Consider the following 12,609-nt stretch of genomic DNA (forward strand, 5'->3'; position numbering starts at 1 on the left):
TGGAGTCATTACCAAAAAGAGGGTGTGATCAAGCTGAAGCCGGGCGTGGATAAAGTAACCGCGCGCATTAGCGATATCGTCGAAAACCCGAAAAAGCTGAAGTTCCTGCCAAACGTGGAAGCCGCGCTGTTACCGCAGATGTATAACAACGACGAAGGCGATGCGGTGGTGATTAACGCCAACTACGCCATCGATGCCGGGCTGGATCCAGTGAAAGATCCTATTGCCGTTGAAAGTGGTGAAAACAACCCGTATGCCAACATCATTACCGTGCATCGTGGCGACGAGAAGAAAAAGGATATCGTAGCGTTGGTTGATGTCCTGCATTCAAAAGAGATCCAGGACTGGATCCGTACTAAATATAAAGGTGCGGTGATCCCGGTAAACAACTAATCTGCTTTTTGCCGGGTGGCGGCAGTGCTTTATCCGGCCTACGATGTCCTGTAGGCCGGGTAAAACGCGTTCGCGATGCCATGCGGCACCAGAGCTACACTCGCTCAATTCTCGCTGGCAACCCCTGACGCACCGACGCACCCGACACCCAGTCAAGCCAGGTATTGGCTACCTGTCGGGTTGGGTCCGCAAAACCCAATTCGTTGAGATTAATCCCCGACTTAATCTGCTCATCAAACGCCATCGGCTCACCGTCGAGGGTATGCTGTGCCGCGCCCATTTCTTTATGTCCGTAACCATGTTCAATGGCGATGACACCCGGCATGACGCCATGCAGCAGGCTTATCTGCGCTTGCGCCTGACCACCAGGGGTGGTGATACGCACGATATCGCCGTGTGCTAAACCATACCGCTGACCATCCTGTGGATTGAGCGCCACCAGATTAACCGGCTTCAGATGATGAAGGCGTGGGATCACCGCCGTGGCGCTGGACATGGTATTGGATTTGAAGGAAATCAGCTTCAACGGCCACTCTTGTTCCGGGAACAACTCCTCGACCGCACGTCCATCTGACAGACGTGATGGATACCAGGCCGGGCAGCCGCTGTAGCGCTCGCCAGTAATCGCATGGCGGTGCGCGGCGACGTTCGCATTCCAGATTTGGAGCGGTTTTTCCCAGGCATTGCCGACGCGGTTATCAACTCGCCCGCTGTTGTCCGGCGCAAAGCGCCCGCCGCGGGAGTAGATAAACGCCACTCGGCTGATTTCATCGGTTTTCAACGTTTGGGTCATCACAGGCATGATCCGCTGGACCCCGGTCAGCGCTATGTCTTCCGGCTGTGCTTCAGCAACCGGAGCTTTGCCCATAAACGCAATATTGGCCGCGAGACGCAGGTAGTAATCTTCCGCACGGTTCAACGGATAGTGATTACCTTGCGGATCGGTAATTGCATTGTCGCCGAATCCAGGTAGCCCGATGCGCTTTGCCACTGCGATACAGAAAGACTCCATCGAGGCCGGTTGACCGTCAGCCGTGAGGCTGGTCGCCGATCTGACAACTGGCCAACGCGCGGTGGTGGCTTTGCTGGCCACGCCCGCCCACGGAGCGCTGAATCCCCAGCTTTCGAAGTTGTGGGTATCCGGCACGATGTAATCTGCCAGCGCCGTGGTTTCGTTCATAAAGGCGTCAATGGCAATAAACAGCGGCAGACGAGCAGGATCCTTGAGCTTTTCTTCCGCCACGCCGCGTAACCCCGCAATGCCGTAAAACGGGTTGGTCATGTTGGAGATCCAGGCTTTCAGCGGATAAGGGTAACCTTCAAGCGCCGAGACGAGGAGTTCGGTAAGCTGACCGGCGACAAACGGATACCACGGCGCTTTAGCCGGGAAGGGCGATTGCCCGGCAGCCACCTTATTGCGGTACTCTTCCGAAGACTCATAAGCGGTTTTACTGCGCGCGATGCTTAACCCTTTCGGTTTTACCTTCCCGGCGAAGCTGTCCATGTTGTAGCGCGGACCGTCGGTGGCACCATTAAATTTGCCGCCGCCGACGAACACGCCGCCTTCAAGGCTGAGGTTACCAATAAGCGCATTGAGCATCATCACCGACCAGGCGTTATAAAATCCATTGCCTGCCATCATTCCGCCGTGCGTGATCACCGCCGCTTTACGCCCGTGGCGGGTGAATGCGTCGGCCAGAACGGCAATGTCTGCTTCTGACACCCCACACTGCTGGCTGTACTGCGTTAGCGACAGTTTCTCTGCGGACTCACGCAGACACTGGAAGCTGCTTTTTACCGTTACTGTCTGCCCGTCGGCCAGCGTCACTTCACGGGTAACAAACAGCTGAGCGCGCGGGCAACTGCTGGCGGCGACAATCTCACCGGCCTCGTTGACGACCACCGGCTCCTGGGCTGCGTTTGCACTCAGATGGGCGAGGGTCAGGTGTTGTCCGGCAAGCGTTGGAATTTCATCGGTAATCACCAGATGCGTTGCATTAGTCCAGCTTTTTTCTCCTGCCTGCTGCATGGCCTGCACGCCGGGAATGGCGAGATAATCAGCGTTATAGCGTTGTTTATCGATAATCCAGCTTATCATCCCCATAGCCAGCGCGGAGTCGCTTCCCGGTCGTACGGGCTGCCAGTGGCCGCGATCGTCAGCCAGCACCGTGGTTAATGGCAGGGCTGGCGCCACCACAACATAGCGGAAGTCGTCACGTAAACGGGCGCTGGCCAGCTGGCGGGCCTGGCGCTTAAACGGGTTGCCGGATTGCGCCGGAGAGGTGCCCATAAACAGCGCGAATTCGACGTTATCCCAGTCGGGTTTTACGTGGGTATTTTTATCCAGATCGCCCATTAACGCACCTGAACCGGCCCGATAGGCCAGACCGCAGTAAGCGCCATGAGCGCCGAAGTTTTTACTGCCGAAACTGTTCAGTGCGAAGCGACGTAAAAAGGTATCACGTCCTTCATCGCTGGTATTGGTGACCAGCAGTTGATTGGATTTTGGGCCAAAGCCGGGATGTTTCGCATCAAGCGGTGTAGTGGGATCGTGGATAGCTCTCAGACCATCAACGTGGCCTTCACCAAACAAATCCCCACCTTCCACCACCTCTTTGATCAGCTGTTCGAAGCTGATGCGCTGCCATTTTCCTTCACCGCGTTTACCGACGCGCTTCATAGGCTCCAGAATACGTAGCGGGCTGTACAGACCTTCGAGTAAGGTTGCACCACGGGCGCAGGCGGTAGAACGTGCGTCAAGACCTGACTCCCCGGTCAACTGTTCCATTGCCGTGGCAAAGGGGACAGAGGCGTCTATATGGTGCTCGTGCGACAACGGATGATAAGGGTTGCCCGCAATGCGCAGCACTTTGCCTTGCTCAGTGTCAACGCGAACCCGTACACCACACTGCGTCCAGCAACCAAAGCACTGCGTCATCGAGATCACCTGCTGCGGGTTTTGCTGCCAGTGAGGCCGGGCGTTGGCTTCGGGGATGAGCGCGTTGGCAAAAATGCGGTCACGGGTAATTTTGCCCGAGGTTCCGTCCAACAAACCGTCTATCGCGCGCTTTGCCACATCCCGATAACTCAGGCCAAAAGTCACCATGCCACCTACGGCAAGGCCGACTTTAAGCCACTGACGACGGGTTAAATTAGCCATGTTGCATTCTCCTTGCGATCGCGTTCAGGGCTTCACGAACAATAATAATCAGTGCTATCCACAGGCCGAAGGTACCCACAATAGCCAGCCAGCCATCGGTGCCGCCGGGCAGGGTATAGGGATTAAACTGCGCGTTAAATTTCGGTACGGTCTGCACCTGGATGAGTAACGTCCAGCGCATTAGCCAGCACAGCGCCATAGCGCTAAAAGCGAGTAATATGCGCAGCGGTAGCGATAAGGGGTAACGTACAACCAACCCGCAAAGAGCAAGCGAAACAAGCCATAGCGCAACCCAACCGATAGCGTAGTGTTGTGCTGAAGAGGCAACATCCAGCCACTGACGGATAGCCGAACCGGAAAGCGTATTCCCACTCGCCCAGATCGCCACCACGATAGCCAGCGCGATCAACGTGACCATTTGCCCCCACGCTAGCTTACGCGGTAGTGCGTCCTTGCTATTTGTCGTGGCAATAAGCAGGGCAAGAAATGTTTGCAGCGCGCTGAGGAACATCGCAACCGGAAAGGCGTAACTGAACCAAATGGGACGCGCCTGTACCACCGACACTTCACGGCCGGTGTAAACCAGCAATCCGATGGCGGACAGCGCGCTACCAAGTGCTAACCATTTTGTGACGCTGTAACTTTTTAGCGTTAGCCGTTTCACATGCTGCGCCAGAAACCACAGACCTAAAAAACCGGTAAACAGCGGTAAAAACAGCGCGCCCCACGGCATCCAGGACCATGGCGTCGGATACGCATAGAAGTGCCAGACGCGGGCGGTTTGGTGTAGATCAGCAGTCAGCGCCAGCGGCGCGGTAATCGCGCAGGTCAGGGCGATTAGCAGCGTCAGATTCTCCAGGTCTGCCGTTTCTTTTTTGCGCCAGTGGAGAACGCATGCGAACAGCGCGGCGCAGGCGGCAATGCCGATGAAAAAGAAATATTGTACGGCCCAGGGTAACCAGCTTACGTCCTGGGGATGGGCCAGAACCTCGTCGATAATCAGTGAATGGTTCATTTAAACCTCCTGCCAGAGAGCGGGTTGAGCACGTCCCATCAATGGGGTAACAAACGCCTCATCCAGCCCCAGATAGAACACGTGAGGAGACGTACCGCTTTCCGGCTTCAGGACTTTGATGGCATCATGGTGCTCATGCAGCATTTGCGAAATGCGGCTGTGCGGATCTTTAATATCGCCAATGATGCGCGCGCCGCCGACGCAGGATTCCACACAGGCCGGGAGCAGCCCCGCTTCGAGGCGGTGAACGCAAAAGGTACATTTATCGGCGGTTTGCGTTTCATGGTTGATGAATCGCGCATCATAAGGGCAGGCCTGCACGCAATAGGCGCAGCCCACGCAGCGTGTGTTGTCGACCACCACAATGCCGTCTTCGCGTTGGAAAGTGGCTTGTACCGGGCAAACGGGCACGCAAGGGGGATTATCACAATGGTTGCACAGTCGCGGCAGCAGGACGTTGGTAACGCTTTGCTGGCCTTCAATCTGTACTTGATACTGGTTGACGAGGGTACGAAATTCGCCCTGTGGCGTCTGGTTTTCAATGGCGCAACTGACGGTACAGGCCTGGCAGCCGATACAGCGTCGCAGGTCAACCAGCATGGCGTAGCGATGCTGTTGTGAGCCTTCGTGGCGTTCAGGCGAAAAGGGAAATTGCGCCTGAGCCAGCGGAACCAGTGATGCGCCAGCGGTCAGGACGCCCAGTCGCTGGAGAAACTGCCGTTTACTGCTGTCCATATTTTCTCCCGTCACGATGCAACAACGAAACATTGGTCACGCCGTTGATTTGCGTGTGATGAATAAAGAATCTCAATGATTTACAGTGTAAAAATCGTGACGGGGTATACTCTATTGTGGTTAACCACATACCCGGCTTGTTGTTGATCTAAAACAACATAATTGACAGGGACAATTGAGTGGGACGCAACGTAGTAAGATGTCTGACGGTACTGGCGTCGCTGTGGATGCTAAGTGGCGCGGTCAGGGCGCAGACATGGAACATTGGCGTTTTGGCGATGCGCGGGGAGGTTTCTACACGTAATCACTGGCAGCCGCTGGAAACCTTGTTGAATCAGCAAATCCCCGGTGAGCAGTTTCATATTCAACCGCTGGACCTGCGGCAGATGCAGGAGGCGGTGAATCGTGGAACGGTACACTTTGTGGTCACCAATCCGGCGCAGTTTGTCCAGCTTAACAGCCGCTCAGCGCTACGCTGGCTGGCGTCGTTACGATCCACCCGTGGTGGGAAAGCCACCAGTAACGTGATTGGCAGCGCCATTCTCGTCAGGCGCGACAGTGGGTTAACCTCCGCACACGATCTGATCGGCAAAACGGTTGGCGCCATTGATGCTCAGGCGTTTGGCGGCTATTTGCTGGGATATAAAGCGCTCAGTGATGCCGGTCTGCGCCCTGAACGTGATTTACGTCTGACGTTTACCGGATTTCCCGCCGATGCCTTACTCTATTTATTACGTGAAAAAGCCGTGCAGGCGGTGATCGTGCCGGTGTGCCTGCTGGAAAAAATGGATGAAGAAGGCCTCATCCGTAAAACCGATTTTATGACCGTGTTGAATCATCCGACTTCAATTCCCTGTTTAACCAGTACGCCGCTCTATCCGGACTGGTCATTTGCCGCACTACCTGTAGTGAGTGACGAGCTGGCCGATCGCGTCACGCGGGTACTGTTCAATGCACCGCAAAACGCGACGTTTCGCTGGGGTGCGCCCGCCTCGACCCGTGAAGTAGAAGCGTTGCTGCGCGACGTCCGACAGCATCCGCAGCAGCGTCAGCTGTGGCTGGATGTCAAAAGCTGGTTTATTCAACACCGACTGGCGATGGGGGGCGTGGTCATCGTATTGCTGTTGCTTACGCTCAATTACATCTGGGTGATGCTGTTGGTTCGCCGACGTGGCAGGCAGCTGGAGCGGAACAACGTGTTGTTGCACAAACAGGAACAGGCGCTGGAGACTGCCCGCCAAATGAGCGTGCTGGGGGAGATGACCTCCGGTTTTGCCCATGAACTCAATCAGCCGTTGTCTGCTATCCGTCATTATGCCCAAGGCTGTCTAATTCGCCTGCGTGGTCAGGATGAGCAGCATCCGTTGCTGCCCGCGCTTGAGCACATAGACGCCCAGGCACAACGAGGAGCCGATACGCTGCGCAATCTCCGGCAGTGGGTCAGCCAGGCACAGGGCAATCCGGTACTCACCGATGACTGGCAAGCCATCAACGTTCACGATGCTATCCATCACGTCTGGCAATTACTGCGTATGCCCCAGCAATTCCCGGCGATAACGCTGCACACGCAGGTTAGTAAGGCGTTAACGTTGATGCTGCCAAGCGTTCTTCTTGAGCAGGTGCTGGCTAACCTGGTACTCAATGCCGCCCAGGCAGGCGCTACGACGGTATGGTTTAGCGCCCTGCATAAGGATGGCGGCGTGCGTATTCAGGTGCAGGATAATGCCGGAGGTATTGACGAGGCTCAGTTGTATCAGGCGTTTCAGCCGTTTATGACCACCCGCAAAGAAGGTATGGGACTAGGACTGGCCATTTGTCAGCGACTGGTGCGCTACGCAAACGGAGATATTGAGATCAAAAATCAGCAGGCCCCGGACGGTAAAGCGGGGGCGAGAGTGACATTGTATTTTAAGCCAAATCAGGAAGGAGGCCGTAGTGGCGATAATTCATCTGCTGGATGACGACATTGCCGTTACCCAGGCCTGTGCGTTTTTATTGGAAAGTCTGGGATATGAAGTGTCTTGCTGGGAGCAAGGCGAGAAATTCCTCGCCGAGGCAAATTTGCACCAGGTGGGCGTACTACTGCTGGATATGCGTATGCCGGTACTGGATGGGCACGCTGTGCATGAAATCATGCGTCAGAAAGCAAGTACGCTGGCGGTGGTCTTTCTCACCGGGCACGGCGATGTGCCGATGGCGGTTGAGCAAATGAAACGTGGCGCGGTCGACTTTTTGCAAAAACCGGTGTCAGCCGTGCCGCTTCAGGCAGCATTAGAACATGCCTTGCAGGTCTCGGCAGCGGCGTTCTCGCGACAAGAGATCATCTCATGCTACCAACAACTTACGCCAAAAGAACGGGAACTGGCGCATCTGGTAGCAAAAGGGTTAATGAATCGGGAAATTGCTGATGCCATGAATATTGCCGTGCGTACGGTTGAAGTGCACCGGGCGCGGGTGATGGAAAAAATGCAGGCAGGAAGTCTTGCTGAGCTCGTTAATCGACTTCAGAGAATTCAGTAGAATGATAACATTTATTTGATTTTCATTGAATTTTGTCTAAATCCTCAGAGTGATATATGCTGTTGGTTTGAGTTAATGACGAGCGGGCAAAAATGGGAAATCAGACGAAAGACGACGAGTTGTACCGTGAAATGTGCAGAGTAGTCGGTAAAGTAGTGCTGGAAATGCGCGATCTGGGACAAGAACCTAAGCATATCGTCATTGCGGGAGTACTGAGAACCACCCTTGCTAACCAGCGCGTGAAGCGCAGTGAGTTAGGGAAGGTGCGAATAAGTGGGGAAATTCTTCTCGGCTGACTCAGTCATTTCATTTCTTCATGTTTGAGCCGATTTTTTCTCCCGTAAATGCCTTGAATCAGCCTATTTAGACCGTTTCTTCGCCATTTAAGGCGTTATCCCCAGTTTTTAGTGAGATCTCTCCCACTGACGTATCATTTGGTCCGCCCGAAACAGGTTGGCCAGCGTGAATAACATCGCCAGTTGGTTATCGTTTTTCAGCAACCCCTTGTATCTGGCTTTCACGAAGCCGAACTGTCGCTTGATGATGCGAAATGGGTGCTCCACCTTGGCCCGGATGCTGGCTTTCATGTATTCGATGTTGATGGCCGTTTTGTTCTTGCGTGGATGCTGTTTCAAGGTTCTTACCTTGCCGGGGCGCTCGGCGATCAGCCAGTCCACATCCACCTCGGCCAGCTCCTCGCGCTGTGGCGCCCCTTGGTAGCCGGCATCGGCTGAGACAAATTGCTCCTCTCCATGCAGCAGATTACCCAGCTGATTGAGGTCATGCTCGTTGGCCGCGGTGGTGACTAGGCTGTGGGTCAGGCCACTCTTGGCATCGACACCAATGTGGGCCTTCATGCCAAAGTGCCACTGATTGCCTTTCTTGGTCTGATGCATCTCCGGATCGCGTTGCTGCTCTTTGTTCTTGGTCGAGCTGGGTGCCTCAATGATGGTGGCATCGACCAAGGTGCCTTGAGTCATCATGACGCCTGCTTCGGCCAGCCAGCGATTGATGGTCTTGAACAATTGGCGGGCCAGTTGATGCTGCTCCAGCAGGTGGCGGAAATTCATGATGGTGGTGCGGTCCGGCAAGGCGCTATCCAGGGATAACCGGGCAAACAGACGCATGGAGGCGATTTCGTACAGAGCATCTTCCATCGCGCCATCGCTCAGGTTGTACCAATGCTGCATGCAGTGAATGCGTAGCATGGTTTCCAGCGGATAAGGTCGCCGGCCATTACCAGCCTTGGGGTAAAACGGCTCGATGACTTCCACCATGTTTTGCCATGGCAGAATCTGCTCCATGCGGGACAAGAAAATCTCTTTTCTGGTCTGACGGCGCTTACTGCTGAATTCACTGTCGGCGAAGGTGAGTTGATGACTCATGATGAACCCTGTTCCATGGCTCCAGATGACAAACATGATCTCATATCAGGGACTTGTTCGCACCTTCCCTATAAGCTGGATAAATTGCAAAATGATATCTGGCGCTGGAGCGACCTGAGAAGAACCATCCTGATTTGTAAGGTTGTTGCCTGATAAACGGTGTGCTGTATAACGCAGAACCCGCCAATCAGGCGGGTTCGAGAAATTACAGTAAGCGCATTAGCTGGCGCTGATGGTAACGACCAAGCAGCAATACCGTGGTTAATGCCCCGAGCAAGGCGCAGAACATGTCCGACTGCGTATCCCACGGATCGCCCTGAGTCCCCAGGAAATCATCTGCGCCCTGGCCCATCGCCAGCGCCGCCCACCACTCGATCAATTCATAGGCTGCACTGATGGCCAAAGCGATACAGCAGACCAGAAAACCGACCATTTTACGCCCGCGCACGTAGCCGCTGCGCAGTAAAATTTCTCGCGCCGCCAGTGCCGGAACCAGCCCCTGGAAAAAGTGGCCCAGTTTGTCGTAAGGATTGCGGCTCAGGTTAAACATCTCCTGCACGTCGAAGCCGATGGGCACTTTGGCGTAGGTGTACATGCCGCCGCCGATCAGAATAAGCGCGTGGAAAAAGATAAGCGTGTAAAGGAGGGGCGTCAGCGGGTAGCGACGATGCGTGGACAATAGCAGCGGCACAATGATAATGACCGGGGTGACCTCCATGAGCCAGGTCGTGCGGTCAGCGGTAAAGAGGCCGGTGTAAATCAGGGCAAGCAACAGGATCAGCGCGCCGCCTTTGAGTGTCGATGAGAGTGCGGTTGATGTCATACTCGTCTTCTGTCTCAGTCAAAAAAGCACTATCGCCTGCTGGCGTGCGAAATTCAATGTTACCGGGTGTACGTTTTCGTCACTTCCTGCGCCATTGCCGTAAATGCCTTCACGGCGGCCGTTCTCCACGCGCCTTTGCGTAGCATCAGCGCGGCGGTTCGTTCCAGCAACTGCGGCGTCAGTGAAACGGCTTTTAATCCCTCATTTTGCGCGGCGATTGGCGATGGAAGCAGGGTGGCGAGCGTTGTACGACGCACCAGTTCCAGAATGGCATTGATAGAGTTTGCTTCTATTACTATCTGCGGATGCAGATCTCTTTGGCGGCAATAGCGATCAATTTGTTCGCGCGTCGCAAATTCCTCACTCAGTAAAATGAGTCGTTCATTATTAAGATGTGACAAGGCTACGCACTCCTGTTGCGCCAGAGGATGGCTTTCAGACACCATCAACGCAAGGGATTCCTTCAGTAGCGGCAGTACGTCGATGTCTGCCGAATGAACATCATCAAATGCGATGCCGATGTCCAGTTCATCGTTGAGCAGCAGCTCTTCCATCTTTTCCTGCGACATCTCCTGTAACGCAAGGGTGATATTGGGATAGCGCGCATAAAACCTCGCCATTAGCGGCCCGATAAGCCACGAGGTAAACGTGGGGGTAACGGCGACACGCAGTGAGCCACGGCTCAAATCCTCGACATCATGAATTGCCCGCTTTCCCTCTTCCAGCGATCTCAGCGCATTTTTCGCGTAACCCAACCAGGCTTCGCCAGCATCGGTGAGCTGAATATGGCGACCACTGCGATCGAACAGTTGCGCGCCAAGTGACTCTTCAAGCTGTCTGATTTGCTGAGAAAGCGCGGGCTGCGAAACGTGAAGCGCCGTGGCGGCACGGGTAAAGCCTCGATGCTCAGCGACTGCCAGAAAGTAGTGAATATGTCGTAACAGCATCATCTTTCCCATAAGTTTTACCAATAGACTTGATTATAAATGAGTCTTTTATCTTATGGAACGTAGCGAGTAGCCTGTGTCCATTCCATAGTGAGACAGAGGAACAATCGTGAAAGAGATTATTGATGGCTTTTTGAAATTTCAGCGCAGCGTCTTTCCCGAACGCGCCGAGCTTTTCAGATCGCTGGCAAACCAGCAAAACCCACGCGCGCTTTTTATATCGTGTTCAGATAGCCGCCTGGTGCCGGAGCTGGTGACGCAGCGTGAGCCTGGCGATCTGTTTGTCATCCGTAATGCGGGCAACATTGTTCCTTCTTATGGCCCGGAACCGGGAGGCGTTACCGCATCGGTGGAGTACGCCGTGTCGGTTTTGAAAGTAAATGACATTGTTATATGTGGTCACTCTGACTGTGGCGCCATGACGGCCATCGCCGGATGCCATTGCCTGGACAGTATGCCCGCCGTCAGCCACTGGCTGCGCTATGCCGATTCAGCCCGCGTGGTGAATGAATCACGCACGCATATTTCATTGCAGGCGAAAACCGCATCAATGGTGCGTGAAAACGTTATCGCACAGCTGGCCAATATTCAGACCCACCCGTCAGTACGCCTGGCGCTGGAAGAGGGGCGGATGGCATTACACGGCTGGGTTTACGACATCGAACGTGGCGATATTGCCGCCTACAACGGTGCCAGCGGGCAGTTTGTCTCGCTTGCCGAAAATCCAAATACCTGCGCGATGCCGCTTCGCAGCCTCACCGCAGCTTAATTTTTTCTCTCTATACAGGAGGTTCCATTATGATCCACGCACAAATTAACCGCGATATTCGCCTCTCTTTGGCTGACCAGATTCTGCTTATCAAAGCGAAAAAAGATCTGACCTTTGCGCAACTCACCGATGGTACGGGCTTATCTGAAGCTTTTGTTACCGCGGCCTTGCTGGGGCAGCATGCACTGCCGGCTGATGCGGCGCGTCTGGTTGGTGAAAAGCTCTCACTGGATGAAGATGCGGTGCTGCTTCTGCAAATGATCCCACTGCGCGGCAGTATTGACGATCGCGTACCCACTGACCCGACCATTTATCGCTTCTATGAAATCCTGCAGGTGTATGGCTCTACGCTGAAGGTGCTGGTGCATGAGAAATTTGGCGACGGCATTATCAGCGCCATTAACTTCAAGCTGGATGTCAAAAAAGTGGCTGACCCGGAAGGCGGTGAACGCGCGGTGATTACGCTTGATGGCAAATATCTGCCGACAAAACCTTTCTAAACCCGAGTAAAGCCTGGCGCGTTATCCGCGCCGGGCTCAAAGAACAATATGAATCAATCTCCTCGTACGGGTCTGATGCTCCTTGTGTTGGTGCTGATTGGCCTGAATATGCGTCCGCTACTCACGTCAATCGGGCCTTTACTCCCGCAATTACGTGCGGCCAGCGGCATGAGTTTTACTGTGGCTTCTCTTCTTACCGCATTACCGATGGTCGCGATGGGCGGACTGGCGCTGGCGGGAGGCTGGATCACTCGTCATATTCGCGAGCGTGATAGCGTGGCGGTCGGTCTGTTGATGATCATTATTGGGGCGCTAATGCGTGAGCTGGCGCCTCACAGCGTGGTGCTGCTGACTAAATAGCT

Annotated in this window: 11 protein-coding genes and 2 pseudogenes; 7 read left to right on the plus strand and 6 right to left on the minus strand. The window is 54.5% G+C overall.

Features of this window, described 5'->3' with window-relative positions; translation table 11 throughout:
• Positions 1 to 3: 3 nt before the first annotated feature.
• Positions 4 to 393: pseudogene (locus I2123_RS25250) on the plus strand (MetQ/NlpA family ABC transporter substrate-binding protein); the annotation flags it as partial.
• A gap of 94 nt (positions 394 to 487) precedes the next feature.
• On the opposite strand, the gene ttrA reads toward I2123_RS25250, so the two are convergent.
• From ttrA to ttrB, 3 genes are read right to left on the minus strand one after another with little or no spacing between them, the layout of a single operon-like run.
• Entirely contained in the window at positions 488 to 3,553 is a 3,066-nt protein-coding gene (ttrA, locus tag I2123_RS25255; RefSeq protein WP_000002334.1) for a tetrathionate reductase subunit TtrA, read from the minus strand.
• Positions 3,546 to 4,568, minus strand: a complete 1,023-nt coding sequence (ttrC, locus tag I2123_RS25260) for a tetrathionate reductase subunit TtrC (RefSeq protein ID WP_001016644.1) — start codon at positions 4,566 to 4,568, stop codon at positions 3,546 to 3,548. Before ttrC ends, ttrA begins: the two co-directional genes overlap by 8 nt.
• Positions 4,569 to 5,303 (minus strand): tetrathionate reductase subunit TtrB, encoded by a 735-nt coding sequence (gene ttrB / locus I2123_RS25265; RefSeq protein WP_000378466.1) that lies wholly within the window; start codon positions 5,301 to 5,303, stop codon positions 4,569 to 4,571.
• A 227-nt stretch (positions 5,304 to 5,530) separates the two neighbouring features.
• Between ttrB and ttrS the strand changes: the two genes are divergently transcribed.
• The 3 genes from ttrS (at position 5,531) to fumD (ending at position 8,119) form a co-directional block, all read left to right on the plus strand.
• Positions 5,531 to 7,264 (plus strand): tetrathionate respiration histidine kinase TtrS, encoded by a 1,734-nt coding sequence (ttrS, locus tag I2123_RS25270; RefSeq protein ID WP_000948388.1) that lies wholly within the window; start codon positions 5,531 to 5,533, stop codon positions 7,262 to 7,264.
• Positions 7,239 to 7,823 carry a tetrathionate respiration response regulator TtrR gene (gene ttrR / locus I2123_RS25275; protein WP_000974596.1) on the plus strand — a complete coding sequence of 195 codons (585 nt, stop codon included), beginning with the start codon at positions 7,239 to 7,241 and terminating at the stop codon, positions 7,821 to 7,823. Before ttrS ends, ttrR begins: the two co-directional genes overlap by 26 nt.
• Positions 7,824 to 7,915: 92 nt before the next feature.
• A complete protein-coding gene (gene fumD / locus I2123_RS25280; protein ID WP_000528119.1) occupies positions 7,916 to 8,119 on the plus strand; it encodes a fumarate hydratase FumD in 204 nt (67 codons plus the stop codon).
• A gap of 108 nt (positions 8,120 to 8,227) precedes the next feature.
• On the opposite strand, the gene I2123_RS25285 is transcribed toward fumD, so the two are convergent.
• From I2123_RS25285 to cynR, 3 genes are all read right to left on the minus strand, one after another.
• Complete coding sequence (locus I2123_RS25285) at positions 8,228 to 9,208, minus strand: IS5-like element IS5 family transposase (RefSeq protein ID WP_000019402.1); 981 nt, start codon at positions 9,206 to 9,208, stop codon at positions 8,228 to 8,230.
• A gap of 205 nt (positions 9,209 to 9,413) precedes the next feature.
• Complete coding sequence (locus I2123_RS25290; protein ID WP_003032543.1) at positions 9,414 to 10,031, minus strand: DUF2238 domain-containing protein; 618 nt, start codon at positions 10,029 to 10,031, stop codon at positions 9,414 to 9,416.
• Between the two features lie 59 nt (positions 10,032 to 10,090).
• Positions 10,091 to 10,978 (minus strand): transcriptional regulator CynR, encoded by an 888-nt coding sequence (gene cynR, locus I2123_RS25295; protein WP_003032546.1) that lies wholly within the window; start codon positions 10,976 to 10,978, stop codon positions 10,091 to 10,093.
• Positions 10,979 to 11,087: 109 nt separating this feature from the next.
• Between cynR and I2123_RS25300 the strand changes: the two genes are divergently transcribed.
• From I2123_RS25300 to I2123_RS25310, 3 genes and pseudogenes are all read left to right on the plus strand, one after another.
• The gene (locus I2123_RS25300; RefSeq protein ID WP_003032549.1) at positions 11,088 to 11,747 is read left to right on the plus strand and encodes a carbonic anhydrase; all 660 of its coding nucleotides are present in this window, start codon (positions 11,088 to 11,090) and stop codon (positions 11,745 to 11,747) included.
• Between the two features lie 29 nt (positions 11,748 to 11,776).
• The gene (cynS, locus tag I2123_RS25305) at positions 11,777 to 12,247 is read left to right on the plus strand and encodes a cyanase (protein WP_003032552.1); all 471 of its coding nucleotides are present in this window, start codon (positions 11,777 to 11,779) and stop codon (positions 12,245 to 12,247) included.
• A 48-nt stretch (positions 12,248 to 12,295) separates the two neighbouring features.
• Positions 12,296 to 12,601: pseudogene (locus tag I2123_RS25310) on the plus strand (cyanate transporter); the annotation flags it as partial.
• Between the last annotated feature and the right edge of the window lie 8 nt (positions 12,602 to 12,609).

The sequence above is a fragment of the Rahnella inusitata genome, assembly GCF_018288855.1.
Lineage (GTDB): Bacteria > Pseudomonadota > Gammaproteobacteria > Enterobacterales > Enterobacteriaceae > Rahnella > Rahnella inusitata.